The organism is Usitatibacter rugosus (assembly GCF_013003965.1).
In the GTDB taxonomy this organism is placed as follows: Bacteria; Pseudomonadota; Gammaproteobacteria; order Burkholderiales; family Usitatibacteraceae; genus Usitatibacter; species Usitatibacter rugosus.
Window position 1 is genome coordinate 2,067,367 of sequence record NZ_CP053069.1, and the last position, 26,889, is coordinate 2,094,255.

The 26,889-nt window shown below is 68.3% G+C and carries 25 protein-coding genes; 16 read left to right on the forward strand and 9 right to left on the reverse strand.

Translation table 11 applies throughout. The annotated features are described in order from the left end of the window. Nucleotides 1-68: 68 nt before the first annotated feature. The 10 genes from DSM104443_RS09945 (at nucleotide 69) to DSM104443_RS09990 (ending at nucleotide 8,072) form a co-directional block, all read left to right on the forward strand. Entirely contained in the window at nucleotides 69-482 is a 414-nt protein-coding gene (locus DSM104443_RS09945) for an EF-hand domain-containing protein (protein WP_171091774.1), read from the forward strand. Nucleotides 483-499: 17 nt separating this feature from the next. Next, nucleotides 500-2,014 (forward strand): DUF1800 domain-containing protein, encoded by a 1,515-nt coding sequence (locus DSM104443_RS09950; protein WP_171091775.1) that lies wholly within the window; start codon nucleotides 500-502, stop codon nucleotides 2,012-2,014. Further along, nucleotides 2,011-3,165 carry a DUF1501 domain-containing protein gene (locus DSM104443_RS09955; RefSeq protein ID WP_171091776.1) on the forward strand — a complete coding sequence of 385 codons (1,155 nt, stop codon included), beginning with the start codon at nucleotides 2,011-2,013 and terminating at the stop codon, nucleotides 3,163-3,165. Before DSM104443_RS09950 ends, DSM104443_RS09955 begins: the two co-directional genes overlap by 4 nt. A 121-nt stretch (nucleotides 3,166-3,286) precedes the next feature. Beyond that, nucleotides 3,287-3,934: a tRNA (adenosine(37)-N6)-threonylcarbamoyltransferase complex dimerization subunit type 1 TsaB gene (gene tsaB, locus DSM104443_RS09960; RefSeq protein WP_246232809.1), complete on the forward strand. Its 648-nt coding sequence runs from the start codon at nucleotides 3,287-3,289 to the stop codon at nucleotides 3,932-3,934. After that, complete coding sequence (rimI, locus tag DSM104443_RS09965) at nucleotides 3,931-4,392, forward strand: ribosomal protein S18-alanine N-acetyltransferase (protein ID WP_171091778.1); 462 nt, start codon at nucleotides 3,931-3,933, stop codon at nucleotides 4,390-4,392. The genes tsaB and rimI overlap by 4 nt, the downstream gene beginning before the upstream one ends. A gap of 2 nt (nucleotides 4,393-4,394) precedes the next feature. Beyond that, on the forward strand, nucleotides 4,395-5,159 hold the full coding sequence (locus tag DSM104443_RS09970) for a uracil-DNA glycosylase (protein ID WP_171091780.1): 765 nt from the start codon (nucleotides 4,395-4,397) through the stop codon (nucleotides 5,157-5,159). A 76-nt stretch (nucleotides 5,160-5,235) separates the two neighbouring features. Next, entirely contained in the window at nucleotides 5,236-5,829 is a 594-nt protein-coding gene (locus DSM104443_RS09975; RefSeq protein ID WP_171091782.1) for a LemA family protein, read from the forward strand. Then, entirely contained in the window at nucleotides 5,826-6,746 is a 921-nt protein-coding gene (locus DSM104443_RS09980) for a TPM domain-containing protein (protein ID WP_212757083.1), read from the forward strand. The genes DSM104443_RS09975 and DSM104443_RS09980 overlap by 4 nt, the downstream gene beginning before the upstream one ends. A 32-nt stretch (nucleotides 6,747-6,778) precedes the next feature. Then, nucleotides 6,779-7,243 carry a TPM domain-containing protein gene (locus DSM104443_RS09985; RefSeq protein WP_246232812.1) on the forward strand — a complete coding sequence of 155 codons (465 nt, stop codon included), beginning with the start codon at nucleotides 6,779-6,781 and terminating at the stop codon, nucleotides 7,241-7,243. A 76-nt stretch (nucleotides 7,244-7,319) separates the two neighbouring features. Continuing rightward, on the forward strand, nucleotides 7,320-8,072 hold the full coding sequence (locus DSM104443_RS09990; RefSeq protein ID WP_171091785.1) for an IclR family transcriptional regulator: 753 nt from the start codon (nucleotides 7,320-7,322) through the stop codon (nucleotides 8,070-8,072). Here DSM104443_RS09990 and DSM104443_RS09995 read toward each other — a convergent pair. From DSM104443_RS09995 to ccmI, 9 genes are read right to left on the reverse strand one after another with little or no spacing between them, the layout of a single operon-like run. Further along, nucleotides 8,069-8,524, reverse strand: coding sequence for a cytochrome c-type biogenesis protein (locus DSM104443_RS09995; protein WP_171091788.1), 456 nt, complete (start codon nucleotides 8,522-8,524; stop codon nucleotides 8,069-8,071). The genes DSM104443_RS09990 and DSM104443_RS09995 overlap by 4 nt on opposite strands. Beyond that, nucleotides 8,521-9,051 (reverse strand): DsbE family thiol:disulfide interchange protein, encoded by a 531-nt coding sequence (locus DSM104443_RS10000; RefSeq protein WP_171091789.1) that lies wholly within the window; start codon nucleotides 9,049-9,051, stop codon nucleotides 8,521-8,523. Before DSM104443_RS10000 ends, DSM104443_RS09995 begins: the two co-directional genes overlap by 4 nt. A 6-nt stretch (nucleotides 9,052-9,057) precedes the next feature. Next, nucleotides 9,058-11,043 (reverse strand): heme lyase CcmF/NrfE family subunit, encoded by a 1,986-nt coding sequence (locus tag DSM104443_RS10005; RefSeq protein WP_171091791.1) that lies wholly within the window; start codon nucleotides 11,041-11,043, stop codon nucleotides 9,058-9,060. Beyond that, nucleotides 11,040-11,528, reverse strand: coding sequence for a cytochrome c maturation protein CcmE (gene ccmE, locus DSM104443_RS10010; RefSeq protein WP_171091793.1), 489 nt, complete (start codon nucleotides 11,526-11,528; stop codon nucleotides 11,040-11,042). The genes DSM104443_RS10005 and ccmE overlap by 4 nt, the downstream gene beginning before the upstream one ends. Continuing rightward, complete coding sequence (ccmD, locus tag DSM104443_RS10015) at nucleotides 11,512-11,652, reverse strand: heme exporter protein CcmD (protein WP_171091795.1); 141 nt, start codon at nucleotides 11,650-11,652, stop codon at nucleotides 11,512-11,514. Before ccmD ends, ccmE begins: the two co-directional genes overlap by 17 nt. Next, nucleotides 11,652-12,377 (reverse strand): heme ABC transporter permease CcmC, encoded by a 726-nt coding sequence (ccmC, locus tag DSM104443_RS10020; RefSeq protein ID WP_246232820.1) that lies wholly within the window; start codon nucleotides 12,375-12,377, stop codon nucleotides 11,652-11,654. Before ccmC ends, ccmD begins: the two co-directional genes overlap by 1 nt. A gap of 7 nt (nucleotides 12,378-12,384) precedes the next feature. Then, nucleotides 12,385-13,050: a heme exporter protein CcmB gene (ccmB, locus tag DSM104443_RS10025; protein WP_171091799.1), complete on the reverse strand. Its 666-nt coding sequence runs from the start codon at nucleotides 13,048-13,050 to the stop codon at nucleotides 12,385-12,387. After that, on the reverse strand, nucleotides 13,047-13,643 hold the full coding sequence (ccmA, locus tag DSM104443_RS10030; protein WP_171091801.1) for a cytochrome c biogenesis heme-transporting ATPase CcmA: 597 nt from the start codon (nucleotides 13,641-13,643) through the stop codon (nucleotides 13,047-13,049). The genes ccmB and ccmA overlap by 4 nt, the downstream gene beginning before the upstream one ends. After that, nucleotides 13,640-14,995: a c-type cytochrome biogenesis protein CcmI gene (gene ccmI, locus DSM104443_RS10035; protein WP_171091803.1), complete on the reverse strand. Its 1,356-nt coding sequence runs from the start codon at nucleotides 14,993-14,995 to the stop codon at nucleotides 13,640-13,642. The genes ccmA and ccmI overlap by 4 nt, the downstream gene beginning before the upstream one ends. A 196-nt stretch (nucleotides 14,996-15,191) precedes the next feature. Here ccmI and DSM104443_RS10040 point away from each other — a divergent pair, with 196 nt between their 5' ends. The 6 genes from DSM104443_RS10040 to DSM104443_RS10065 all read left to right on the forward strand — a co-directional run bounded on the left by DSM104443_RS10040 (nucleotide 15,192) and on the right by DSM104443_RS10065 (nucleotide 26,883). Beyond that, nucleotides 15,192-16,025, forward strand: coding sequence for a hypothetical protein (locus tag DSM104443_RS10040; protein ID WP_171091805.1), 834 nt, complete (start codon nucleotides 15,192-15,194; stop codon nucleotides 16,023-16,025). A gap of 7 nt (nucleotides 16,026-16,032) precedes the next feature. After that, nucleotides 16,033-17,781, forward strand: a complete 1,749-nt coding sequence (locus DSM104443_RS10045) for a cytochrome c3 family protein (RefSeq protein WP_171091806.1) — start codon at nucleotides 16,033-16,035, stop codon at nucleotides 17,779-17,781. Further along, nucleotides 17,771-19,717 (forward strand): heme-binding protein, encoded by a 1,947-nt coding sequence (locus tag DSM104443_RS10050; protein WP_212757085.1) that lies wholly within the window; start codon nucleotides 17,771-17,773, stop codon nucleotides 19,715-19,717. The genes DSM104443_RS10045 and DSM104443_RS10050 overlap by 11 nt, the downstream gene beginning before the upstream one ends. Then, a complete protein-coding gene (locus DSM104443_RS10055; protein ID WP_212757087.1) occupies nucleotides 19,704-21,626 on the forward strand; it encodes a hypothetical protein in 1,923 nt (640 codons plus the stop codon). The genes DSM104443_RS10050 and DSM104443_RS10055 overlap by 14 nt, the downstream gene beginning before the upstream one ends. Before the next feature lie 92 nt (nucleotides 21,627-21,718). Further along, nucleotides 21,719-25,558 carry an LVIVD repeat-containing protein gene (locus DSM104443_RS10060; RefSeq protein ID WP_212757089.1) on the forward strand — a complete coding sequence of 1,280 codons (3,840 nt, stop codon included), beginning with the start codon at nucleotides 21,719-21,721 and terminating at the stop codon, nucleotides 25,556-25,558. Then, complete coding sequence (locus DSM104443_RS10065; RefSeq protein WP_171091813.1) at nucleotides 25,555-26,883, forward strand: multiheme c-type cytochrome; 1,329 nt, start codon at nucleotides 25,555-25,557, stop codon at nucleotides 26,881-26,883. The genes DSM104443_RS10060 and DSM104443_RS10065 overlap by 4 nt, the downstream gene beginning before the upstream one ends. The last annotated feature ends 6 nt before the right edge of the window (nucleotides 26,884-26,889 follow it).

The window sequence follows — 26,889 nt, forward strand, 5'->3', positions numbered from 1 at the left end:
CTTGCGGCCAACGCAGCCAAAGGGAGTTCCAGACGCACAACGCATTCACCATAGGAACCGACGACATCATGAACAAAGCCATTGCTCTTGCTGCAACCCTCGCTGCCACGCTGTCCTTCTCCGCCCTCGCGGGCGACCACGGCGGACGCGGCGATTCGCTGAAGAAAGCCGACGCCAACGGCGACGGCATGATCAGCCGCGACGAGGCGAAGGCCAACCCGCGCCTCGCCAAGAACTTCGACGCGATCGACGCCAACAAGGACGGCCAGATCAGCGCCGACGAAATGCGCGCCTTCCACGCCCAGCGCGCGGGCGAGCACTTCAAGAAGATGGACACGAACGGCGACGGCCAGATCAGCAAGGCCGAAGCCGCCAACGCGCCGCGCCTGGCCGGGCACTTCGACCAGATCGACACCAACAAGGACGGCCTGCTCTCGAAAGACGAGCTGGCGGCCGCCCGCGCTGCGCACGCCAAGAAGTAAAGCGTAGGATGGTCTCCATGCGCGCCTCGAAAACTCCTGTCCTTCGAGGCGCGCTTTTTTCTTTCCTGCTCCTCGTGGCATCCGCCGGCGCTTCCGCGCAGGCCATCGGCTACGAGGGCGCCCGCCATTTTCTGAACCGTGTCGGCTTCGGCGCCACCGATGCCGAGGTCCGCGATTTCGCGGCCCTCACCCGCACGCAGGCCGTCGACCGCGTGCTCTCCGGAGCGCGCCGCGAGGCCGCGCAACCCGCGCCCGCGTTCGTCGACACGCCGCCCATGCCGTTCTACAAGTACCGCGCTCTGAGTGCCGAGGACCGCATGCGCCAGCAGCGCCTCAACGTGGAGCAGGGCCTGCAGCTTCGCGAGTGGTGGCTGGCCGAGATGATAGGCACCCCGTCGCCGCTCACCGAGAAGATGACGCTCTTCTGGCACAACCACTTCGCCACCAGCCAGCAGAAGGTCCGCAACGCGCAATTGATGTATCGCCAGAACGTGCTGCTGCGCCGCGAGGCGCTCGGTAATTTCGGAGCGATGCTGCACGCCGTGGCCAAGGATCCGGCGATGCTGATCTATCTCGACAACGCCGGCAGCCGGAAGCTTGCGCCCAACGAGAACTTCGCACGCGAGGTGATGGAGCTCTTCACGCTCGGCGAGGGCCACGGTTATCGCGAGCAGGACATCAAGGAGGCAGCTCGTGCCTTCACCGGCTGGAGCCTTGATCGCGACACGCTCGAGTTCATGTTCCGCCCCGCATTCCACGACCGCGGCGAGAAGACCGTGCTCGGCAAGACCGGCCGCTTCGACGGCGACCAGGTGCTGGACATCCTGCTCGCCCGGCCCGAGACGGCGGAGTTCCTCGCCACCAAGCTGTGGAAGGAGTTCGTCTCCCCCACGCCCGACCCGCGCGAGGTGAAGCGGCTCGGCGCGGTGCTTCGCGATGCGCGCTATGAGGTGAAGCCGCTGATGCGCTCGATGCTCGCTTCGGACGCCTTCTGGGATCCGGCGCAGCGAGCGGCCCTGATCAAGTCGCCCGTCGAGCTCGTGGTCGGCACGCTCCGCACGTTCGAGATCCAGCCCGCAACGCTTCGGCCCGCGGTGCTTGCCTCCGCCTTCCTCGGCCAGAACCCGATGTCCCCGCCCAACGTGAAGGGCTGGCCCGGCGGCGAGGCGTGGATCAACTCCGCGACGCTGCTCGGCCGGAAGCAATGGATGGAGCGCATCTTCCGCGGGAGCGACACGATGGTGGAGTCCCCCACGATGCGTGCGGCTTCCGACTCGACGACGATGGCCGACACGAAGAAGGCCGTGCCGGATGCGGCCCAGGGCCTCGAGGCGCGCTACCGCCGCGCGATGGACCGCGGCATGCAGACCTACGCCTTCGACTGGGACCGCTGGTCGCGCAAGCTCGGCAAGGGCACGAAGGTCGAATCGCTCGTGCTCGCCACCGCCGCGGTCAACGCACCGCCCGAAGGCGCGGAAGGCGCGGAGCGCTTGCGTGCGCTCGTCAACGATCCGGCTTACCAGCTCAAATGAAGCGCCGCGATTTCCTCCGCCTCGCCGCCGCGCTCCCCCTGTCGGGAACGGTCGGCTCCGTCGCCTTCGCGGCTCCCGCAGGAGGCTCGCGCAACCTGCTGGTCCTGGTCGAGCTGAAGGGCGGCAACGACGCGCTCAACACCGTCGTGCCGTATGCGGATGGAACGTATCGGCGCCTGCGCTCGCGCATCGCCCTCGATCGCGACGCGGTGCTCAAGCTCACCGACACGGCCGCGCTGCATCCCTCGCTCGAGAAGCTCGTGCCGCTCTGGCAGGCGAAGCAGCTCGCGATCGTGCAGGGCGTGGGGTACCCGCAGCCCAACCTCTCGCATTTCCGCTCGATCGAGATCTGGGACACGGCCTCGAAGAGCGAGGAGTACCTCGACGAAGGCTGGCTCGCCCGCGCGTTCGCAAAATCTCCGTCGCCCGCGGCCTTCGCCGCCGACGGCGTCGTGGTGGGTGCGGCCGACATGGGACCGCTCACCGGAGCCGGGCGTGCCATCGCGCTCACGAATCCGGAGCAATTCCTGCGCAATGCCCGCCTCGCGCGGGACGAGGCGGCCGAGAGCCGCAATCCCTCGCTCGCGCATATCCTCCGCGTGGAGCGCGAGATCGTGCAGTCGGCCGAAAAGCTGAATGCGGGCCGCACGTTCCAGGCCGCGTTTCCCACCGGGGCCTTCGGCAACGCCATCCGCACGGCGGCCCAGCTCGCGGCCAACCCCTTCGGCATTGCCGTGATCCGCGTCACCCTGGGCGGCTTCGACACGCACGCGAACCAGCTCGGCACGCACGCGAACCTGCTGCGCCAGCTGGGCGAGGGGCTCGGGGCGCTGCGCGAGGCACTGGTCGAGATCGGCCGATGGGACACGACCGTGGTCGCCACCTATTCGGAGTTCGGCCGCCGCCCGGCGGAGAACCAGAGCGGCGGCACCGACCATGGCACCTCCAGCGTCCACCTCGTGATGGGCGGCAAGGTCCGCGGCGGGATGTACGGGACCCCGCCTCGGCTGGACCGCCTCGATGGCAACGGCAACCTGCCGTTCGCGGTGGATTTCCGCAGCTACTACGCGACCTTCCTGGACCGATGGTGGGGAATGGACCCGGCCGCGGTGCTCCAAGGCCGTTTCGATCTTCTTAATATATTGGTTTAGATATCGTTTGTAAGGCATTAAATAATAACGATATGTAGAAGGATTCCCGGCGCCGTATAATGGAGCCTGTCCCGCTCCCCGCCGTGCCGTGAACCTCCTTGCCGTAGAGACCTCCACTGAGTTGTGCTCCGCCGCCTTGTTGCGCGGCGAGGAGCTCTTCCTGGAGGAAGCCCTGGCCGAGAACCGCCATTCCGAGCTCCTGGTGCCCATGATCCGGCGCCTGCTCGAGCGCGCGCGCCTCACTCCCCAGGGCCTGGATGGCATCGGCTTCGGCCAGGGGCCGGGGTCCTTCACCGGCATCCGCATCGCCTGCGGCATCGCGCAGGGCATGGCCTTCGGCGCCGGCAAGCCCGTCGTGCCCGTGCCGTCGCTGCTGGCCCTGGCCGAGCAGGCGAACGAAGGGCGCGTCATCGTCGCCTTCGACGCGCGCATGGACGAGACCTATCTCGCCGCCTATGCGCGCAACGGCAACGACTGGAACGAAATCATCGCGCCGATGCTGGCCGACCGCGCCTCGCTTCCGCCGTTGCCGGGCCGTGCCTGGGTCGCGAGCGGCAGCGGCTTCGACCGCTTCGACTGGCTGCGCGAGCACTACCGCGATTCCATCGCGATGCGCATCGAGAACGACCTGCCGCGCGCCGGCGCCATCGCGCGCCTCGCCGCGCGCCGCCTCGCTCGGGGAATGGGCGTGCCGCCCGAGCGTGCCGCGCCCCTATACTTGCGCGACAAGGTCGCCCTCACGACCGAGGAAAGGCAGGCGAAGCGGTGAGCGCGGTCCCGATCCCCCAGATGCACTACCGGTCCATGCGCGCGGCGGACCTCCCGGTGGTGGCGAAGCTGGAGAAGGAGCTCTACGCCTTTCCGTGGAGCGCGGGCAATTTCCGCGACTCGCTCAGCGCCGGCTACGACTGCTGGACCGTCTGCCACGGCGAGACGGTGATCGGCTACGCGGTGCTGATGATCGCGCTGGACGAGGCGCACCTGCTCAACATCGCGATCGCCGAGAACTGGCAGAACCAGGGCGTGGGCCGCGCGTTCCTGCGCCACATGGTGGAAGTCGCGCGCAACGCCGCGTGCGGCATCGTCTACCTCGAGGTGCGGCCGTCCAACGTCGCGGCCCGCCACCTCTACCGCACGATGGGCTTCCAGCAGATCGCGATCCGCCCGAGCTACTACCCGACCACGCTGGGGCGCGAGGACGCATTGTTCCTCGGCCTCACCCTGTAGCCATGGACACGCGCTCGCTGAAGGAGCTGGAGCTCCTCGAGGTGGCCGGGCTCTACGGCCTGTCGACGGCCGCGCCCGCATCTCCCGCCGTCGCGCCCGCCAGTGCGGCGCCTCCGGCCGCTCGCGTTTCGCAATCGCCTGCGCCGGTATCGGCGCCCGCGGCCGTACCGACTTCCGCACCCGCCGCCGCATCCGTCCCGAGAGTGATCCCGGCCGACTGGAATGCCCTCCAGGCCGCCGTTCGCGAATGCACGGCGTGCGGGCTCTGCCGGCAGCGGAAGCAAACCGTCTTCGGCGTCGGCAATGAAGCCGCGCCCTGGCTCTTCGTGGGCGAAGGCCCGGGTGCCGAGGAAGACGAGCAGGGCGAGCCCTTCGTCGGCCAGGCGGGGAAGCTGCTCGACAACATGCTCGGCGCCCTCGGTCTCGCGCGCGGCCGCGAGGTCTACATCGCCAACGTCGTGAAGTGCCGCCCGCCCGGCAACCGCACCCCCACGCCGGAAGAGGCCGCGGCGTGCGCGCCTTTCCTCGATGCGCAGATCGACCACATCAAGCCCAGGCTGATCGTGGCGCTCGGCAAGACGGCGGCATCGCGCCTGCTCAACACCGAATCGAGCCTCGCCAGCCTTCGCGGCCGCGTGCACGCCTACCGCGGCACGCCGCTCATCGTCACGTACCATCCCGCTTACCTGCTGCGCACGCTCCCCGACAAGTCCAAGGCGTGGGAAGACCTCCTCTTCGCACGCCGCCACCTTGCCAAGGTCGCGTGAATATTTCCGCCTTGTGTTCGGGGCGGGCCATCCCCATCATCGCGTTGCCCCAACTTCCGGGAGACAAGGGACCACCATGAGAAAGCTGCTGGGCTTCTTCGCCGTCACCGCGATGCTCGTTCTGAGCGGATGCGGCTACAACGACTTCCAATCGAAGGACGAGCAGGTGAAGGCCGCGTGGGCCGAGGTGCTGAACCAGTACAAGCGCCGCGCCGACCTGATCCCCAACCTCGTGCAGACGGTGCAGGGCTACGCCGCGCAGGAGCGCGACGTGCTGCTGGGCGTCACGCAGGCGCGCTCGAAGGTGGGCTCGCTGCAGGCCTCGCCGGAGATGGTGAACGACGCCGCGGCGATGGCGAAATTCCAGGCCGCGCAGGGCGAGCTCTCGAACGCGCTGTCGCGCCTGCTCGTGGTGACGGAGAACTATCCGCAGCTGAAGAGCGACGCGCTCTTCCGGGACCTGATGACGCAGCTCGAAGGCACGGAGAACCGCATCACCGTCGCCCGCAACCGCTTCATCGCGGACGTGCGTGACTACAACGTCCTCGCGCGCAAGTTCCCGACCAACCTCACGGCGATGATCTTCGGCTACAAGGAGAAGCCGACGTTCACGGTCGAGAACGAGAAGGTGATCGCGGAGCCTCCGAAGGTCGACTTCAACAAGAAATGAGCGTGACGCGGGGGCTTCGAGCCCCGATGGCGTGGCTGGCGGCGGGCCTGCTCGCCGCCGCTTCGTTCGCGGCGCTGTCGCAGGACGCGCTCGTTCCCGTCCCGAAGCTCACCGCCCACGCCATCGACCAGACGGGCACGCTCACCGTGCCCGAGCTCGCCGCGGTCGAGGCGAAGCTCGCGGCCTTCGAGGCCGCCCGCGGCTCGCAGGTCGCGGTGCTGATGGTGCCGACGATCGGTGCCGAGCCGATCGAGGACTTCGCGCTTCGCGTCACGGACGCGTGGAAGCTCGGCCGCAAGGGCGTGGATGACGGCGTGCTCTTCGTGATCGCCAAGCAGCAGCGCAAGATCCGCATCCAGACCGGCCGCGGCGTGCAGGGCACGCTCACCGACGCGACCTCGGGTCGCATCATCCGCGAGCGCGTGACGCCGGCGTTCCGCGACGGCAACTTCGCCGCCGGCATCGACGCGGGCGTGGACGCCATCCTGAAGGCGATCGAAGGGGAGTCGCTGCCGCCGGTCAAGGCGGGCACGACCTCGCGCAAGGTCGATACCCTCCCGTCGTCCGGATTCGATTTCCTCTGGCTCGCGTTCTTCGGCGTGCCGGTGGTCGCGATGATGCTGCGGCCCATGGTCGGCCGCGCGGGCAGCGCGCTCGCCACGGGCGGAATCACCGGCGTGGGCGCCTGGCTCATCCTGGGCTCGCTCATCGCGGGCGTGATCGGCGCCGTCATCGCCTTCATCGTCGCGATCTCGATGGGCACCAACGCGCTTCGCCAGGGGCGGAGCGGCGGCGGCGCCTGGATTCCCGGCGGCGGCTTCGGCGGGGGTGGAGGCGGCTTCGGCGGTGGTGGCGGGGGCGGCTTCAGCGGCGGCGGGGGCGGCTTCGACGGCGGCGGCGCGTCGGGAAACTGGTGATGGATCTCGGGCGCTTCGCACGGCATTTCGCCATGACTCCGTGGAGGGCGCGCCGCGCGTTCCCGGACAAGACCCTCGATGCGATCCAGCACGAGGTCACGGAGCAGGAGAAGCGCCACAGCGGCCAGGTGCGCTTCGTGGTCGAGGCGGAGCTCACGACCGGCCAGCTCTGGGCGGCGCTCACCGCCCGCTCACGCGCGATCGAGGTCTTCTCGATGCTCCAGGTGTGGAACACCGAGTCCAATTCGGGCGTGCTGGTCTACGTCCTCCTCGCCGACCATCGCGTGGAGGTGGTCGCGGACCGCGGCATCCAGCGCAAGGTCCCGGCCGCGGACTGGTCCGCGATCGTGGCGATGATGGAAACGCACTTCCGGGCCGGCCGGTTCGAGGAGGGGGCGGTCGCCGGGGTGCGGGCCGTGTCGGAAGTCCTCGCCACCCACTTCCCGCCAGACGGAATGTCGGCCAACGAACTCCCGGACCGGCCAGTCATGTTGTGAAACATCTGCGGGAGGCCGGGGCGGGTCGTTGCGGTACAATTTTCGGCACGCCATTCTGCCAGCCGAAACTCCCGCCATGGAACAAACCGTCCGCAAGGCCTTCGATGTCCTCGAGGCGCTCGCCAAGTCGGGCGGCCCGCGCCGGCTCACCGACCTCTCCCGCGAGCTGTCCCTCACCAAGCCCAACGTCTACCGGCTGCTCTCGACGCTGACCGAGCTGGGTTACGTCTCGAAGGAGGAGGCGACCAGCCGCTACTCGGCCACGCTCAAGCTCTGGGAAATGGGCTCGGTGCTGGTCCACGACGCGAATCTGGTCTCGGTCACGGCGCCCAAGCTGCGCGACCTCGCGGCGCGCGCCAAGGAATCGGTCCAGCTCGCCGTCTATGACGCGGGCTACACGGTGTACGTGAACAAGGTGGACGGCCCGCAGCCGATCAAGGCGATGACCACGATCGGCAGCCGCATTCCCGCGGCGTGCGCTTCCACCGGCAAGGCGATCCTCGCGTATCTCGACGATGCGGAAGTAAAGCAGGCCTTCGGGCTGCTGCGCCGCTTCACGACGCGCACGCGCACCCAGCGCGCGGACCTCGATCGCGACCTCGCCGATGCGCGTAACCGCGGCTTCGCGGTGAACTACGGCGAGTGGCGCCAGGGCATCTGCGGGATCGCGGCGCCGCTGCGCGACCATCGCGGGCAAGTAGTCGCGGCGATGGGCATCTGGGGCGCGGAGGATTCGATCCTCGGCACGCGCAAGGAAGAGCTGAGCAAGCTCGTGCTCGAGATCGCCGGCGAGGCTTCGTCGGAACTGGGCTACCTGGAAGCTCGCTAGGGCCCGTCCAGCAGCTTCTCGATTTCCGCGCGCCGGGGGCTCGGCGCGGCCGGAGCGGCCTGCGCCTTCCGGCGGCGCACCACCACCAGGAACACTGCTACCCCCGTGACCAGCAGCGCCAGCGGCGCGATCCACAGCGCGAGCGTGTTCGCCTGGAACGGCGGCTTGTACAGCACGAAATCCCCGTAGCGCTGGACCATGTAGTCGCGGATCTCGCCGTCGCTCTTGCCGGCGGCGATCTGGCCGCGGATCTGGTTGCGAAGGTCGATCGCGAGCGAGGCGTTGGAGTCGGCGATGGTCTGGTTCTGGCACACGAGGCAGCGCAGCTCCTCGGCGAGGTGCTTCAGGCGCTGCTCGGTCCCGGGATCGGGATTGGCGGGGCCCGCGGCTCCAACCTGCGCGAACGCGGCCGAGGTGAAGGCGAGGGCGAGGATCGCGAGAAGCGCCCTCATGCCTGCAGCTTCTTCAGCAGCGGGAGGATCTTGCCCTCCAGCGCCTCGGGCGTGATCGGGCCGATCTGCTTGTAGCGGACCACGCCCATCTTGTCGATCACGAAGGTCTCGGGCACGCCGTAGACGCCGTAGTCGATGCCGACGCGGCCGTCGAAGTCGTAGGCGGAGAGCACATACGGGTTGCCGAAGCGCGTGAGCCACTGCATGCCCGCGTCGCGCTGGTCCTTGTAGTTGAGACCCACGATGGGGACGATGTTGCGCTTCGACATTTCGACCAGCAGCGGATGCTCGACGCGGCACGAGACGCACCACGAGGCCCACACGTTCAGCATCCACACGCGGCCCTTCATGTCCTCGGGCGTGAAGGGCTTCGCGGCGTCGTGCAGCTGCTCGAGCTTGAACGCCGGCGCGGGCTTGTCGATGAACGGCGAGGGGATCTCGCGTGGATCGCGCTGCAGGCCCACGGCGAAGAAGCCCGCGAGCACGAGGAAGAGGACGAAGGGAACGACGAACTTGAGCGAGCGCATGGTCGGTCAGGCGGCCTTTCCGGCGAGCGCGGTGGCGGCGGCATGGCGTGCCGTCACCCGGCTGCGGTAACGGCGATCACCGAGGGCGACGAAGCCGCCCAGCGCCATCAGGAAGCAGCCGCCCCAGATCCAGTCCACGAACGGCTTGTGATAGACGCGAACGCCCCAGGCGCCCTCGGCCACCGGCTCGCCGAGCGAGACGTAGAGATCGCCGAGGAAGCGCGTGGCGATCGCCGCTTCCGTCATCGTCTGGCCTTCGGCCGCGTAGACGCGCTTCTCGGGCTGCATCATGCGCAGCACGTCGGGCGAGCCTTCCTTGCGCAATTCAAACTGGCCCTGCACCGCGACGTAGTTGGCGCCGGTGACGTCCTTCGTGCCGAGGAACGTGAATTCGAAGCCGCCGACGCTCGTCTTCTCGCCCGGGGCCATGCGGATGTCGCGCTCGGTCTCGTAGCCCTTCACGAGCGTCACGCCGAGGATGAAGACCGCGATGCCCAGGTGCGCCACGACCATGCCCCACCAGTGCGCGGGTTGCGCCGCGATCCGCGCACCGAGCGTGGCCTGCGATGCGGTCGTGATGCGATTTCGCACCTGCACGATCGACGCGGCGATCACCCAGACGGCGAGCAGCAGGCCCAAGGCCACCCACGGCGACCAGCGGCCGAAGACGAAGGGCAGGATGATCGCGGCAGCGACTGCGACGCCCAGCGCCCACTTGAGGCGGGTCCAGAGCGCGGGCAATTCGGCGCGCTTCCAGCTCGCGACCGGACCCACGGCCATGAGGAACACGGCGGGCGCCATGAGCGGGCCGAAGACCGCCTCGAAGTAAGGAGGACCGACGGAGATCTTCCCGGCGCCGAGCGCATCGAGGAAGAGCGGGTAGAGCGTGCCCAGCATCACGGCGGCCAGGGCCACGGCGAGCAGGATGTTGTTCGCGAGCAGCAGCGATTCGCGCGACACCGGCGCGAAGCCGCCGCCCATTCCCACGCGCGGAGCGCGCCACGCGAACAGGGCCAACGAACCGCCGATCACGATCACGAGGAAGATCAGGATGAAGATGCCGCGCGCCGGATCGGTGGCGAATGCATGCACCGACGTCAGCACGCCCGAGCGTACGAGGAAGGTACCCACGAGCGAGAGCGAGAATGCGGTGATGGCGAGCAGCACGGTCCAGCTGCGGAAGGTGCCGCGCTTCTCCGTGACGGCGAGCGAATGGATGAGCGCCGTGCCCGCGAGCCACGGCATGAAGGACGCGTTCTCGACCGGGTCCCAGAACCACCACCCGCCCCAGCCGAGCTCGTAGTAGGCCCACCAGCTACCCAGCGCGATGCCGATGGTGAGGAAGCACCACGCCGCCGTGGTCCACGGGCGCGACCAGCGCGCCCACGCCGCATCGAGCCGGCCTTCCATCAGCGCGGCGATCGCGAACGAGAAGGCGACCGAGAAGCCGACATAGCCCATGTAGAGCATCGGCGGATGGATCACCATCCCCGGGTCCTGCAGCAGCGGGTTCAGGTCGCGTCCCTCGGCGAGCCCGGGCACGTGGCGCGCGAACGGATTGGACGTGAGCAGCATGAAGAGGAGGAATCCCGCGCTCACGAATCCCATGACGCCGATCACGCGCGCGGCGAGGCGGTCGGGGAGATGGCGGCTGAATGCGGCGACCGCGAGCGTCCAGCCGGCCAGCATCAGCGTCCAGAGCAGCATCGAGCCTTCATGCGAGCCCCAGGTGGCGGCGAACTTGTAGGCCGTGGGCAGGCGCGTGTTCGAGTTGTTGGCGACGTTGACCACGGAGAAGTCGCTCGCCACGAATGACGCGGCGAGCGCGGCGAACGAAAGGGCCACGAAGAGGAACTGGCCGATCGCGATCGGGCGGGCCGTGCCCATCAGAGTGCGGCGGTTGGTCGCGGCACCCACCAGCGGCAGCACGGTCTGCGCAAGCGCGAGGGCGAGTGCGATGACGAGGGCGAAGTGCCCGAGCTCGGGAATCATGGTTTGGCGCTCCGGCTGTCTTTCGTGTCCTTCTGCCCGGCGAAGGAGGTCTTGTCCATGGGATGTCCGGCGCGCTTGAGCGCCTCGGCCGCTTCGGGCGGCATGTAGTTCTCGTCGTGCTTGGCGAGCACCTCGCTCGCGCGGAAGACGCCGTCGGGGCCGAGCTTGCCCTGCGCCACGACGCCTTTGCCTTCCTTGAAGAGGTCGGGAAGGATGCCGGTGTACATAACGGGGATCGTCTCCACCGTGTCCGTGACCCGGAAGGCGACGGTGAGCGCGTCGGGATTGCGCTTCACGCTGCCCGCTTCCACCAGCCCGCCGATGCGAAACGCCCGGTCGCGCGGCGCCTTGTGGCCGGCGACGTCGCTCGGCGTGAAGAAGAACACCAGGTTCGACTGGAACGCGTTCAGCACGAGCGCCACCGCGACGCCGAGCGCGGCGACTCCGGCGCCGATCCACGCGGCTCGTTTAGTCCTGGGCTTCAAGCTCGCGCTCCTCGTCGACCTGATTCCACGCCCGCTTGCGGCCGAGCGCCAGCGCCACGAGCTCCACCGCGATGGCGACCGCCGTGGCGCCGTACGACATGGCGAGGAAGAAGGTGTGGTCCATCAGGCGGGCCTCAGCGCGCGCACCCAGCGCGTGCGCCGCTCGCGTTCGAGGATGATCGAGCGCACGCGCGTGAGCGCGGCGCCGATCGCGTACATCCAGAAGGAGAAGACCATGAGCAGCATCCCGGTGAGCATCGTCACGTGCATCGAGGTGCCCGTGAGCTTCACGGACGAGCCCTGGTGGAGCGTGTTCCACCATTGCACGGAGAAATAGATGATAGGCAGGTTCACGATGCCGACGATCGCGAGAAGCGATGCCGCCTTGTCGCCGCGGCGCGGATCCTCGAAGGCGTTGGCGAGCGCGATGAACCCGAAATAGAGGAACAGCAGCACCAGCTCCGAGGTGATGCGCGCATCCCACACCCAGTACGTGCCCCACGTGGGCCGCCCCCAGAAGGCGCCGGTCCACAAGGCGACGAAGGTGAACATCGCTCCCGTGGGGGCGAGTGCCCGCGCCATCATCGCCGAGAGGCGCGAGTTGAACGTGAGCGCCATCGCGCCGTAGCAGGCCATCACGAAGTAGATGAACATCGACATCCACGCGGCGGCCACGTGGATGAAGATCACGCGGTAGACCTCGCCTTGCGTCGCGTCCGTCGGAGCCAGCACCAGGCCCACGTAGAGGCCTGCCGCGCCGAGCACCGCCGCGAGCCCGAAGAACCAGGGCGCCACGCGTCCGGCGAAGTGGAAGAAGGTCGATGGCGAGGAGAGATAGAAGGGATTCACGCGCGGCTCAATCGAGGGCGATGCGGATCGCCGCGCCCGCGGCGAACGGCACCCCGACGGCGGCCACGAGGAGCATGGCGCCCAGCAGCGAAAGATGGGGACCGGCGCCCAGGCCATTGGCCGCGGCTTCGGCGGCGCCTGCGCCGAAGATCAGCACCGGCACGAAGAGCGGTAGGGCGAGGAGGGCGAGCAGCGTTCCGCCGCCGCGGGCCCCGAGCGACAGCGCGGCGCAAGCACTGCCGAGCAGCGAGAGCACCGGTGTGCCGAGCAACAGGGCAGCGGCGAGCGCGACGAGCGTCCCGGAGGAAAGGCCGTATTGCAGTCCGAGGAGCGGCGAGAGGAGCGTCAGGGGCAATCCCGAAACCATCCAGTGAGCCGCAATTTTACCGGACACCCAGGCGAAAACCGGGTCCGGCGACAACATCATTTGCTCCAGCGTGCCGTCGGCGAAATCGTCGGCGAACAGCGACGCGAGCGACAGGAACGCGGAGAGCAGCGCGCACACCCAGATGACGCCCGGGCCGATGCGCGCGAGCAGCTGCGGATCGGCGCCCACGCCGAGCGGGAAGAGCGAGGCGACCAGCACGAAGAAGGCCAGCGTGAGCATCGTCCCGCCGGGATGGCGAAGCGCCAGCGTGAGGTCGCGGGCGAACGCCCAGCCGAAGCCGCTCATGGCCCGATGGCGATGTCGCGCGGGGTGATCTTCGCGAGCGGCAGCGGATGGTGGGTCGCGACCAGCGCGATCCCGCCGCGCCCCGCGTGCGCTTCCAGCATGCCGCCCAGCCATTCCTCGCCCGAGGCGTCCAGCGACGCGAGCGGCTCATCGAGGATCCACAGGCCGGTCGTGGTCGAAAGGGTGAGCCGCGCGAGGCCGATGCGGCGGCGTTGTCCCGCGGAGAGGCGGCGAGCCGGCACGCGGCGCTTGCCTTCGAGTCCCACGACCGAAAGGGCCGTGCGGATCTTCGTGGCGTCGGCGTCCACGCCCTGCATCCGCAATGCGAATTCGAGGTTCTCTTCCGCGGTGAGATCGTCCTTGATGCCGGGAAGATGCCCCAGGAAGAGGATCCCGCCCTCCCGCACGACGTCGCCCGCTTCCGGCTGGGTGAGGCCCGCGACGCAGCGCAGCAGCGTCGTCTTGCCGCTGCCGTTGGGGCCGCGCACGGCCGCGATCTCGCCGGGGACGAGCGCGAAGGAGAGGTCGCGAAAGAGCGTCACCGGGCCGCGCGAGGCGGCGAGCGAGCGCACCTCGAGACGCGCGATGCTCACGGCAGGACGCGGTCGATGACGATCTTCACGTCGCGGGCACCGGGCTTCACCACCGCGCTGGATCCGACGAGGTCGCCGGGTTGGGGCGTGGCGTTGCCCGACTTCGACACGCGCGCCTCGATGCGCATCTGCTGCGCGGTGGAGATCTTCATGCCCGGGGCCATGCTCATCGAGTCGTCGAGCACGAACACCTTGGGCAGCTCGCGCGCGCCGCCGCGATACACCGCGAGCGGGATGCGCGGCCCGCCTTCGGAGCGCGCGAAGATGAAGAGCGTGTCGGTGATCGCGACCTTGGGGGCGAGCGCGTCGGCGATCGTCACCGTTCCCGAAACCGTGGGCCCGGCGGCAGCCGGGGCCGCGGGTTGCGCGCTGGCCGCAGGAGGCTGCGCGCTCGCAGGCGGCGGTGCCTGCGCGACGCGAGGCGCCGGCGAAGCGGGCCCTCCCGCGACAGGCTTGCCCGTCGACGCGGCGCGGCTGCGTACCTCGGCGAGGATGCCGTCGACCTTCGACGCGTCCTCCGAGCCCGGCGGCACCTGCGCACCGAGCGCCTGCCAGTAGCGGAGCGAGCTCGCGTAGTCGCCCTCGTTCATGGCGGCGGTGCCCGCGAGAGCCAGCGCCTTCTGGTGCTTGGGATCGATCTTGAGGGCCTGCTTCACCAGCGCATACGGCTTGCCCGAGAGGTCGCGGCCCTGCTTCATCGCGAGGGCGTCTGCGTAGTCGGCGAGCACGTCCGCGTTGTTCGGCACCAGCTTGGTGAGGTGCTCGTACGCATCGACGGCCTCCGCGTAGCGGCCGAGGGCGTTCATCGAGCGGGCGAGGAGGGACCAGCCCTTCACGTCGTCGGGGCGTTCCTTCACCTTCGCGGCCAGCGTCTCGACCATCGCGAGGATCTGCTGGTCGCTGAAGGGCGGGGTGCCCGGCGCCGCCTGCTCGCCGGGTGCTCCTGCCGGGGGCGCTTCGGCGCCCTGGCGGGCGGCGATCGCCAGGGGATCGAGTCCCCGCGGATTGCCGAGCCACAGATAAAGGCCGATCGCGATCGCGGGAAGCACCACGGCCAATCCCGCGGCGAGCGGCCAGGCGCGGCGCGCTGGCACGATCGGTGCATCTCCCGCAGCCGGGATCTCGGCCTCGGCTCGCGCCGCGAGCTCGCCCAGCGCCTCGTCGCGCGAATCGGCCGGCAATACGCCGGCGGCGATGTCGGCTTCGATCTCGCGCTTCTGCTCGCGCAGGGCGTCGAGGTTGGCATCGGACGGGCTCGGCGCCGCGGATGCGCGGGCGCGAAGCAGGGGGAAGAGCACGAAAGCCAGCGCCACACCGATCATCAGGGTGGCGAGGATCCAGAAGGCGACCATCGGAGAATGAAGCCGGAAGGCAAGCGGGAAGGTCACGAATTATACCCAAGCGATTTGTAAACTCCTCCTAGGCGGCACCGGACGATGAGGCTAGAATGGCCGCCGAGGTCGCATCCAAAAGATCAATAAGAACGAACAAAAGACCAAGAACAACGAAAAAGAAGCAGCGAATCACTTCCAGGCGAGGCGTGACCCAGTGAAGCATCGCTCGATCCTCGAGTACGCCAACTTTCGTTGGTTCAAGCTGGCGCTGCTGCTTTGCGCCGTCACCGCGGGCGTCTACATCTGGCACGACCCGCCCCTCAAGCCCTACGGCGGCACCTGGCTCGGCTATACGCTGGGAACCATCGGGGCGCTGCTGATCCTGTGGCTGCTCTATTTCGGCGTTCGCAAGCGCCGCTACAAGTCGAACGTCGGCACGGCCCAAGGCTGGCTCTCCGCCCACGTCTATCTCGGCGTGGCGTTGCTGGTGGTGGCCACGCTGCACACCGGCTTCGAGCTCGGCTGGAACGTCCACACGCTCGCCTACGTGCTGATGGTCCTCGTGATCGTGAGCGGCATGTACGGCGTGTTCATCTACCTGCGGGTTCCGCGCGACATGACGGTCAACGCCGGCGAGGACACGCAGTCCTCGATGCTCATGCACATCGCCGACATCGACAAGGAAATGCGCGACAAGGCGTTGTCGCTCCCCGACAAGCTCTTCGCCATCGTCGACCAGTCGATCGCCAACACGCGCCTGGGCGGCAGCTTCGGCCGCGTGATGTCCGGCCGCGACCGCTCCTGCGCCACCGCGGCCGCGGTGAGGGAGCTGCCCGGCATGGCCAAGGGCCTCTCGGGCGAACAGGCGAACCTGAACAAGGAGGTCTACCAGCTCCTGCTGCAGAAGAACGAGCTGCTGCAGCGCGTGCGACGCGACATGCGCTACAAGGCGGTGCTGGATCTCTGGCTCTACATCCACGTCCCGCTGTCGATAGCGCTGCTGGCGGCGCTGACGATCCACGTCGTGTCCGTGTTCCTCTACTGGTAGGCGCGCCGTGAAACTACAGGTCATCACCCAGACGACCGGCCGCAGCGGCCGGGTCATGCAGCAGAAGAGGCTGGTGCAGGGCGACTGGATCCGCGTCGGCCGCGCCGCCAGCTCCGAGATCCACCTCGCCGACCCGCGCGTCGCCCTGAACCAGGGCCTGATCATGGATCGCGGCGGCATCGTCTATACCGAGGGCGAGGCCGGGATCGTCAATCCGGGCAGCACTACGCGCAAGGCCGTGAAGTCGGTGCGCCTGAAGGCCGGCGCCTCGATCGAGGTCGGCCCGTACAAGTTCACCGCCCTCGAGCCGCCGGCCGGCTACGACGGCGCGATCACCATCGAGCTCGTCCGCCCGCTGGAAGCCGCCACCACGGGCGACATCCGCTCGCGCGCCACCAAGCTCTCGCTCTCCTCGCTCCGCCTGCCCAAGCGCTGGGCGGCGTGGGCGTTCTTCGTGATCCTGGGCATCGTGTTCTTTGCCCTCCCCGCGGCCCGCGTGCTGGATCTCCCGTGGCGCGCCGCCTCGGAGGCCAACGCCATCACCGGCGACCGCTTCTGGAACCCGGGCCCGGTCATCCTCGCCCACCAGCCGTTCGAGATGAAATGCGCGGCCTGCCACGAGGTCGCGTTCGAGCACGTGAAGGACCGCGCCTGCCTCGAGTGCCATCGCAACATCGGCCACCACGTCTCGCAGGAGATGCTCAAGCCCGCCGGCGGCGCGCCCGGCATGTTCGAGGGACAGCGCTGCACGAGTTGCCACGTCGACCACAAGGGTACGAAGACGACCCACCGCGATAACGACCGCATGTGCGTGGACTGCCACAAGGACGTGCGCGGCAAGTCCAACCTGGCCACCTCGCTCAACGTGACGGACTTCGCGGCCAACCATCCGCCATTCCGCCTCACGCTGCCCACGGAGACGGGCCTGAAGCGCATCCGCATGGACGGCAAGACGCCGATCAAGGAAAGCTCCAACCTCATCTTCCCGCACGACATCCACCTCGACCCGAAAGGCATCAAGTCGCCGTCGAAGGGCCGCGTGAAGCTCGAATGCGCCGCCTGCCACGCGCCGAACGCGTCGAAGAACACGTTCGAGCCGGTGACGATGAAGAAGAACTGCCAGGAGTGCCACCGCCTCGAGTTCGAACCGGCCGTCACCACGCGCGAGGTGCCGCACGGCAACGCTCGCGAAGCGAAGGTCGTGGTCGAGGAGTTCTACGCCAACCTCGCGCTGAACGGCGTGAAGGACAGCTTCGTCAAGGCCTTCGGCGTCGAGAGCGAAGGGCTGCTGCGCAGGGTGGGCGAGCCCAGCGAGGACCAGCGCAAGGTCGCGCTCAACATGGCGGGCAAGAAGGCCGACAAGGTGGCCCACGAGCTCTTCGAGGTCCGCTCCTGCAAGATCTGCCACGCGGTCACGCGCGAGGACAAGGCCGACGGCCCCGACTGGACCGTCGCGAAGATCCGCGCCAACAACCTGTGGATGCCGGCCGTGCGCTTCGACCACAAGGCCCACGCCCAGGCGCCCTGCGCGGACTGCCACAACGTCGCGAAGTCGAAGTCCTCCACCGACGTCGCCATGCCCACGATCGACGATTGCCGCAAGTGCCACGGCGGCAGCAAGCACACGGTCGAGAAGACCCTCACGTCGAACTGCCTCATGTGCCACGGCTTCCACGATCTCAAGCATCCGTATGATCCGACCTTCAAGCCCAAGGGCACGACGCGCGTCGCGGAGGGTCCGGCCGGTGCGCGGTAGCGGTTGGCGGCTCGCCGCGCTCGGCGCGGCACTCGTGGCGGCCGCGATCTCGGGATGCTCCGGCGGCTCGTCGGGCAATGCGGGCGACGGCAACCCCGCGTGCAGCGCCAACTGCCCGCCGCCGCCGCCCACGAACCTCCTCACAGTCGCGGACGTGCAACGCATCGTCGCGCAGGCCGTGGGCGAAGCGACGGCGCGCAACTCGCCGGCGGTGATCACGGTGGTGGACCGCGTCGGCAACGTGCTCGCCGTCTACGAAATGAACGGCGCGCCGAAGTTCATCGCGATCAGCAGCGGCCTCGGTGTCACGGGCGGGCTGGACGGCATTCCGACCGGCATCGTCCCGGCGGCGCTGTCGTCGATCGCCAAGGCCGTCACCGGCGCCTTCCTCTCGTCGCAGGGCAACGCCTTCACGACGCGCACCGCGAGCCAGATCGTCCAGGAGCATTTCCTGCCGCACGAGAGCCAGCAGCCCTCGGGCCCGCTCTTCGGCGTGCAGTTCTCGCAGCTCACGTGCAGCGACGTGAACCGCAACATGACGCAGGGCACGATCGGCCCGCAGCGCTCGCCGCTCGGCCTCTCGGCCGATCCGGGCGGCATGCCGCTCTACAAGAACGGCGTCGTCGTGGGCGGCATCGGCGTCGAGGCCAACGGCCTCTATACGATCGACCGCAACATCCAGGACCGCGACGAGGATCCGGAGGAGCTGATCGCCGTCGCGGGCAGCAGCGGATTCGAAGCGCCCGTGGACCGCCGCGCCGATCACATCACCGCCGGCGGCGTCACGTTCCGCTACGTCGACTCCGACGCGATCCGCTCGAACCCCGCGCAGGCCGCACCCTTCGCCTCGCTTCCGGGGCACGTGCTCGAAGTGCCGAACTATTCGACGGCGGCCGTTCGCGCCGGCACCGCATACGGCACGCCCGCTTCGGGCATCGTGCCCGCCACCGGCGCGCTCGCGGCCGTCGGTGCGTACGTCCTCGTCAACACGTCGAACGTGAATCGCTTCCCGCCGCGTGCGAGCACGGATGGTCAGCTCTCCGCCGCGGACGTGGAGACGATCCTCGTCGAGGCGGTGAAGATCGCCAACCGCGCGCGCGCTCAGATCCTGCGTCCCCTCGGCTCGCCGGCGCAGGTCTCGTTCACGGTCGTCGGCACCAACGGCGACATCCTCGGGCTCACGCGCACCTCCGACGGCCCGCTCTTCGGCATCGACGTCTCGGCGCAGAAGGCGCGCGGAGCGCTGCTGATCTCGAGCGCGCAGGCCGCCGCGTTGATCCTCGGGGCGCCCGATGCGGAATACCTGAAGTCGCTCGACCCGCTCATCACCCAGCCCAGCTCCATCGCGAGCTACGTCCCGGCCACGCGCGCCTTCCTCGGCGACATCAACGCGCTCACCGGCAGCACCGCCTGGTCGATGCGCGCGATCGGCAACATCCACCGGCCGTACTTCCCCGATGGCCTGGATACGTCGGTCAACGGCTCGTTCTCGAAGCCGATCACCTCGTGGAGCCCGTTCAACGTGGGCCTGCAGCTGGACCTCGTGAACAACCAGCTGCTGAAGGCCATCCTCGGCGATCTCACCGAGGGCTGCGCAGGGCGCGCCTTCGCCGGGAAGCCCGAGACGGCGGACCCGCGCGGCATCTCGATCGCGCGAAACGGCATCCAGATCTTCCCGGGCGGCGTGCCGATCTACCGCAACGGCGTGCTGGCCGGCGCCATCGGCATCTCGGGCGACGGCGTGGACCAGGACGACATGATCGCGTTCCTCGGCCTGCACAACGCGGGGGTTCGCCTCAACAACGGCATCGGCAACGCACCGCTGGAGCGCCGCGCCGACAACCTCACGCCGCAGGGCGTGCGGCTTCGCTACGTGCAGTGCCCGCAGGCGCCGTTCAACGATTCGGACGAGCAGAATGTCTGTGCCGGCAAATAGCCGCCGGCTCGCCAACGCGATCGCGGGCGCGATGCTGCTCGCGGCCTTCGGCGCGCGCGCGCAGGTGCCGGCGCCGCCCACGTATCCCGACAAGCCGCCCGAGGGCCTGAAGCCCCAGGTGAACGAGGACGAGCCGCTGCCTCCGGAACCGAAGGAGGGCGACATCATCCAGCGCCGTCCGGGCACCGGGAGCGAGCCGCTGCGCTTCCGCCCGCCGCCCGCGGAGCCGTGGCAGCTGCCGGGCCCCACGCGGGGCGCGCCGCGCGAAGCGCCGCCCGTGCCCGACCGCTGGCGGATCATGCAGGCGCTCGGATTCAAGTTCCCGGGCTACGACCCGTACAACCAGAACGTGCTGAAGGGCGATCTCCCGCTCTGGAACGACCCGTGGCTGAAGGAGAACCTGCCGTGGGTGGCGGAGAAGCTGAAGCCCGACTGGTTCTTCTCGCTCACCGCGATCTCCGATTCGCTGGTGGAATTGCGCCGCCTGCCGACGCCGGTCGCGCCGCAGACCTCGATCCGGCCGAACAGCGTCGATATCTTCGGCCAGGGCAAGCAGCAGGTGTTCGTCGAGACGCTGATCTTCGAGATGGCGGCGATCAAGGGCAACACGACCTTCAAGCCGCCGGACTACGAGATCCGCATCACGCCCGCGATCCAGTACAACCGCGCCGAGGTCGACGAGAACCGGGCGCTGCGCATCGACCCGCGCCAGGGCACCGAGCGCAGCGACAACCACGTCGGCCTGCAGACCGCGTTCGTGGACGTCCACCTGCGCAACGTCTCCGACCGCTACGACTTCGATTCCATCCGCGTCGGCATCCAGCCGATCACGTCGGACTTCCGCGGCTTCCTGCTGAACGACGTGCCGATGGGCATCCGCTACTTCGGCATCCGCGACAACAACCACGTGCAGTTCAACGTGGGCTGGTTCCGCAAGATGGAGAAGGACACGAACTCGGGCCTGAACGACCCGTGGACGCGGATGCGCAAGGACGAGACGTATCTCGCCAACTACTACCAGCAGGATTTCCCGTTCGTCGGGTTCACCTCGCAGGGCCTCGCGGCGTTGAACATCAACCGCGAAGGCACGCAGGGCAACTACTTCAACAACAACGGCTTCATCGAGAGGCCCGCGGCCCTGGGCGACGAGCGCGGCCGCAACTACACGGTGGGCTACCTCGGCTACACGGGCGACGGCCACCTGCGGAACTTCCCGGGCGGGTTCCTCGACCGCTGGAACCTCTCGACCTCGCTCTACATCGCGCTCGGCCACGAGGACCACAACTCGCTCGCCGGCCAGGGCCAGGACATCCGCGCGGGCTTCGCCGCGGCCGAGTTCTCGCGCGACTTCAGCTGGATGCGCCTTCGGCTCTCGGCGCTCTACCAGTCGGGCGACAAGGATCCCTACGACCACAAGGCCACCGGCTTCGACGCGATCTTCGAGAACCCGCTCTTCGCGGGGGCCGACACCAGCTTCTGGATCCGCCAGTCGGTGCCGCTGATCGGCGGCGGCGGCATCGCGCTCTCCGCTCGCAACGGCGTGCTCGCGTCGCTGCGCACCTCGAAGGAGCAGGGCCAGTCGAACTTCGTGAACCCGGGCCTGATGCTGCTCGGCGTGGGCGTGGATGCCGACGTGCTGCCGCAGCTTCGCCTGATCGGCAACGTGAACTACCTGCGCTTCCAGGACACGACGGTGCTGGGCGTGCTGCGCAACCAGAAGCCGCCGGACCGCGAGATCGGCTGGGACGTCTCGGGCGCCGTGCAGTACCGGCCGTTCATGAGCCAGAACGTCGTCCTCAACGCCTCGGCCGCGGCGCTCTATCCCGGCAAGGGCCTGAAGCAGCTGTATGACGAAGACAAGCGCGGCCCGCAGTACTCGATCCTGTTCAACCTGCTGCTGACGTACTAAGGCAAAAAAGCATGAACCACGGAGGACACGGAGGACACGGAGGAAAACCCGAAGTCGGGGTTGCGCCGACGATGAGTCGCGGGCGCCGCGTCATGCTGTCCCTTGCCCTGCTTTTCTCCGTGGCCTCCGTGTCCTCCGTGGTTCAACCGCTTTACGGCGACAGCGGGGCCAAGCCCGTCGAGCGCACGTACACCACGTATCCCTCGGCCCCGAAGGCGCAGTCGGTCACCGATGCGGACAAGAAATCCTTCGGCTGCTTGAGCTGCCACACCGCGTCCGACCGCCCCACGATGCACCAGAACCCGGGTGTGATCCTGGGTTGCGCGGACTGCCACGGCGGCGATCCCACGGTGAAGTACGAAGGCGAGGCGGTGCCCACGGTGCGGGAGAAGCACGGCGAGGGCGACAAGCACGCGCCGGCCAAGCACGGGGAAGGCGCGAAGGAGGACAAGACCTACCACTCCGCGATGGAGAAAGCCCACGTCCTGCCGCGCTACACGCTGGTGTGGGGCTCTTCCGCGAACCCGGAAATCAGCTACGCCAAGCTGAACAAGGAATCGCCGGAGTTCGTGCGCTTCATGAACCCGGGTGACCTGCGTATCGCCCGCGAGGCGTGCGGTGCCTGCCACCTGCCGATCATCCAGGCTTCCGAACGCAGCATCATGGCCACCTCCGCCATGCTCTGGGGCGGTGCCTCGTACAACAACGGCATCCTGCCGTACAAGCGCTACATCCTCGGCGAGGTCTACAACCGCGAGGGGCAGGGCGCCTCGGTCGTGAACCCCGTGAAGCCCGACGAGTTCATGATCAGCAAGGGGATCCTGCCGTCGCTCAACGCGCTGCCCGCGTGGGAAACCATCCCGCCGGCGGACATCTTCCGGGTCTTCGAGCGCGGCGGGAAAGTGATCCTCTCCACGTTCCCCGAAGTGGGCATCCCGAACAGCGCCGGCGCCGTGCAGAGGCTGGACGAGCCGGGCCGCCCCGACATCAAGCAGTCGATCCGCGGCCCGGGCACGGGCCAGCGCATCGCGGTGCCGGTGATCAACATCACCAAGACGCGCCTGAATGACCCGCACCTCTGGTTCCTCGGCACCAACGAGCAGCCGGGCGACTACCGCCAGTCGGGCTGCACCGCGTGCCACACGGTGTACGCGAACGACCGCGACCCGGCGCACTCCGGCGTCTATGCGAAGTTCGGCCACGAGGGCAAGACCGCGACGGCCGATCCGACGATCCCGAAGAACGAATCCGGCCACCCGATCAAGCACGAGTTCACGCGGGCCATCCCGTCCTCGCAATGCATGATCTGCCACATGCACCAGCCGAACGTGTTCGTGAACTCGTACTACGGCACGATCATGTGGGACTACGAGAGCGACGCTCCGTCGATGTGGCCGGAGAAGCAGAAGTACCCGACCGCCGCGGAGCAACGCAAGATCCTCGACCGCAACCCCGAGGAAGCGGCGATCCGCGGCAAGTGGGGCGATCCGGAGTTCCTGAAGGACGTGTCCAAGATGAACCCGACGCTGAAGGACACGCAGTTCGCCGACTACCACGGCCACGGCTGGAACTTCCGCGCTGTGTTCAAGCGCGACAGGAAGGGCAACCTCCTCGACAAGAAGGGCAACATCGTCGCGGACGATTCGAAGGACAAGTGGGACAAGGACAAGGGCGCGGTGCACCTGAAGTCCATTCACCTGGACCTCGGCTTCCACTGCGTCGACTGCCACTGGGCGCAGGACATGCACGGCAACGGCCACATCATCGGCGAGGTCGCCGCCGCGGTGGAGATCGACTGCGCGGATTGCCACGGCACGGCGGACAAGTACCCGACGCTCCGCACCTCCGGCCCCGCGGCACGCCCGGGCGGCCTGGACATGTCGCTGCTGCGCACCCAGGACGGCCGCAAGCGCTTCGAATGGAGAGGCGACAAGCTCTTCCAGCGCTCGGCGATCTACCCCGACCTCGAGTGGGAAATGAAGCTGGTGAAGGACACCGTCACCAAAGGCAGCGGCGTCTACAACGAGAAGGCCGCGCGCGCGAAGCTGATGCACAGCGGCGACTCGGGCAAGAAAGGCGAGTGGGGCCCGGGCGGCAAGCCCGAGGACTACGCGCACGGCAACGAGAAGATGAGCTGCTTCACCTGCCACCTCTCGTGGACCACGAGCTGCGGCGGCTGCCACCTGCCGATCCAGGCCAACTGGAAGACGGAGAGGAACCACTACGAGGGCGGCGAGACGCGCAACTACGCGACGTACAACCCGCAAGTGGCGAGGGACGACATGTTCCAGCTGGGCAAGGCCGGCCCGGTGAAGAACGGGCGGATCACGCCGGTGAGATCGTCTTCGGCGCTGGTGCTCTCGTCGACCAACAGCAACCGCGAGCGCATCTACATCCAGCAGCCGCCGGTGGCCGCGAGCGGATTCTCGTCCCAGGCCTTCGCGCCGCACTACCCGCACACGGAGCGCACCGAGGAGACCAAGACCTGCACGGACTGCCACGTCTCGGTGAAGAACGACAACAACGCGATCATGGCGCAGCTCCTCCTGCAGGGCACCAACTACGTGAACTTCATCGGGTTCAACGCGTGGCTCGGCGAGGAGAAGCACGTCGAGGCCGTGCAGGTCACGGAGTGGGAGGAGCCGCAGGCCGTCATCGGAAGCTACCTCCATCGCTACGCCTATCCGGACTGGTACGCGGACCACGAGAAGCGCGACCGCCGCCTTCCGGACGCGTACGACCACCGCTCCGGCGGCAACGCCGACTGCGTCGCCATCCGCGGGGAATATCTCTTCGCCTCCGAGGGCGCGGGCGGCATGCGCGTCTACGACGTGGCCGGCATCGCCAACAAGGGCGTGTCGCAACGCATCATCAGCGCGCCGTTCTCGCCGCTGGGGCACGACACGCACGTCCCGTCGAAGAACGCTTCCTGCGTCGCGATCCCGACCAACCAGCCGATCAACCCGCTGCGCAACCAGGGCGACCTGATGCGCATCACGAACCAGGAACAGCCGTTCCACCCGATCTACAACTACGCGTTCATCAGCGACAGCGAGGAAGGCCTGATCGTGGTCGACGTGAACACGCTCATGGACGGCGAGCCGCGCAACAACTTCCTCAAGCGCGCGGTGACGTGGAACGAGGGCGGGGTGCTGAACGGCGCCCGCCACATCGTGATGGGCGGCCACTACGCGTACGTCACCACGCCCACGGGTGTCGTGATCGTGGACGTGGACGATCCCCTGAAGCCGAAGCTCGCCTCCCAGGTGCAGATGCCGGATGCGCGCCGCTCGGCCCTGCAGTTCCGCTACCTGTTCGTGACGGCGGGCGACGGCCTGCGCGTGATCGACGTGACCGTTCCCGAGAGGGCGCGGCGGGTCGAGTCGGCCCTGGTGCCGCTCGCCAACGCCCGCGGCATCTACGTGGCGCGCTCCTATGCGTACGTGGCGGCCGGAGCCGACGGCCTCGCGATCGTGGACATCGAGCGCCCCGAGCAACCGGTGCTGCTCACGAAGTTCACGGCAGGCGGCAAGCTGGACGACGCGCGCGACGTGGTCGTGGGCACCACCAACGCCTCCGCATTCGCGTACGTGGCCGATGGCAAGAACGGCCTCAAGGTCGTGCAGCTCACCGCGCCGGACCTCCAGCCCAAGTTCTACGGGTTCGCGCCCGAGCCGAAGCCCAACCTGATCGCGTGGCGCCAGACGTCGTCGCCCGCGCTCTCGGTGGCCAAGGGCCTGGACCGCGACCGCGCCGTGGACGAGACGGGCGGGCAGATCGCGATCTTCGGGCGCATCGGCGCGCGCCCCTTCACGCGCGAGGAGCAGCAGCGCTTCTACCTCAACAAGGACGGTACCGTGTGGTCGGTGAGCGATACCGGGAAGTCGGGCGACTACGTGACCATCGGCCCGCGCAAGCTGGAGGCGAAATGAGAACCCTCATCCTCACGTTGGCCCTGTGGGTCCCCGCGCTCGCATTCGCGCAGGCGGCCGGGCAGCAGGCGCCGCATCCGCTGCCCTACCAGTCGAAGGACAAGAACCTGGGAGTGGTGACGTGCGCCAGCAGCCTCTGCCACGGTTCGGTCACGACCTGGAAGGACTCCAACATCCTGCAGAACGAGTACGTGACGTGGTCGCGCGTCGACAAGCACGCCACGAAGGCCTACCAGATCCTCTTCAACGAGCGCTCGAAGAAGATCGCCAAGAACCTCGGGCTCACGCAGCCCGCGCACGAGGCGAAGATCTGCACCGACTGCCACGGCTACGTCCCGGCGAAGGAAGTCCAGGGCGAGCGCTTCAAGATCAGCGACGGCGTCTCCTGCGAGGCCTGCCACGGTCCCGCCGAGCGCTGGGTGAAGAGCCACACGGCCCCGGGCGCCACGCACGCCGAGAACGTCGCCAACGGGCTCTATCCGACCGACGATCCGGTGGCGCAGGCGAAGCTCTGCCTCTCCTGCCACTTCGGCAACAAGGACAAGTTCGTCACGCACCGCATCATGGGCTCCGGACACCCGCGCATCACCTTCGAGCTGGAGACCTTCACGCAGACGCAGCCACCGCACTTCGTGATCGACGACGACTGGCAGAAGAGGAAGCGCCAGTGGGACCCGGTGCGCGTCTGGGCGATCGGGCAGGCCCTCGCCGCCGAAGAGATCATCGACGTGCTGCTCGATCCCAAGCGTAGCCGCGACGGGCTCTTCCCCGAGCTGGTGGTCTTCGACTGCCACTCGTGCCACCACTCCATGCAGGATGTCCGCTGGACGCCGCGCCTGGGCATCGGACCGGGGCGCATCCGGTTGAACGACGCGAACCTGCTGATGCTGAAGCAGATCATCCGGCGGACGCTCCCGGGCGACGAGAAGAACTACAACGACCTCGTGCTCGCCATGCACAAGGCGGTGGCGGGCGAGGGCGGGGATGCGATCGATGCGGCGAGGAAGCTGCGCGCCGGCCTCGACGTCGTCATCGCCAAGCTTTCCACGCGGGATTTCTCCAACGAGGACCTGCGCTCCATCCTGGCGGGCTTGATCGAGGACGGGATGAACGGCCAATACAGCGACTACGCCGGCGCCGAGCAGGCGACGATGGCGATGTCCTCGGTGATGAACTTCCTCGCCAAGCGCGGGGAGCTGAAAGCCGTGGGCAATGCGAACAAGGCGTTGAGCGGTGTCTACGACGCCGTGAAGGACGACGAGAAGTACTCGCCGCAGAAGTACCAGGCCGCGCTCTCCGAGCTGCGCAAGACCGTCTCGAGGTAACCGACC

Coding starts and splice junctions, on each gene's coding strand:
- DSM104443_RS10005 (WP_171091791.1), bottom strand. CDS start 11,043: ATGATTCCCGAGCTCGGGCACTTCGCCCTCGTCATCGCACTCGCCCTC.
- ccmI (WP_171091803.1), bottom strand. CDS start 14,995: ATGGTCGCCTTCTGGATCCTCGCCACCCTGATGATCGGTGTGGCGCTG.
- DSM104443_RS10060 (WP_212757089.1), top strand. CDS start 21,719: ATGCTGTCCCTTGCCCTGCTTTTCTCCGTGGCCTCCGTGTCCTCCGTG.
- DSM104443_RS10065 (WP_171091813.1), top strand. CDS start 25,555: ATGAGAACCCTCATCCTCACGTTGGCCCTGTGGGTCCCCGCGCTCGCA.
- DSM104443_RS09985 (WP_246232812.1), top strand. CDS start 6,779: ATGACTCCGTGGAGGGCGCGCCGCGCGTTCCCGGACAAGACCCTCGAT.
- DSM104443_RS09975 (WP_171091782.1), top strand. CDS start 5,236: ATGAGAAAGCTGCTGGGCTTCTTCGCCGTCACCGCGATGCTCGTTCTG.
- ccmD (WP_171091795.1), bottom strand. CDS start 11,652: ATGGACCACACCTTCTTCCTCGCCATGTCGTACGGCGCCACGGCGGTC.
- DSM104443_RS09955 (WP_171091776.1), top strand. CDS start 2,011: ATGAAGCGCCGCGATTTCCTCCGCCTCGCCGCCGCGCTCCCCCTGTCG.
- DSM104443_RS09945 (WP_171091774.1), top strand. CDS start 69: ATGAACAAAGCCATTGCTCTTGCTGCAACCCTCGCTGCCACGCTGTCC.
- DSM104443_RS09990 (WP_171091785.1), top strand. CDS start 7,320: ATGGAACAAACCGTCCGCAAGGCCTTCGATGTCCTCGAGGCGCTCGCC.
- ccmB (WP_171091799.1), bottom strand. CDS start 13,050: ATGAGCGGCTTCGGCTGGGCGTTCGCCCGCGACCTCACGCTGGCGCTT.
- DSM104443_RS09970 (WP_171091780.1), top strand. CDS start 4,395: ATGGACACGCGCTCGCTGAAGGAGCTGGAGCTCCTCGAGGTGGCCGGG.
- DSM104443_RS09995 (WP_171091788.1), bottom strand. CDS start 8,524: ATGAGGGCGCTTCTCGCGATCCTCGCCCTCGCCTTCACCTCGGCCGCG.
- DSM104443_RS09980 (WP_212757083.1), top strand. CDS start 5,826: ATGAGCGTGACGCGGGGGCTTCGAGCCCCGATGGCGTGGCTGGCGGCG.
- DSM104443_RS10000 (WP_171091789.1), bottom strand. CDS start 9,051: ATGCGCTCGCTCAAGTTCGTCGTTCCCTTCGTCCTCTTCCTCGTGCTC.
- DSM104443_RS09950 (WP_171091775.1), top strand. CDS start 500: ATGCGCGCCTCGAAAACTCCTGTCCTTCGAGGCGCGCTTTTTTCTTTC.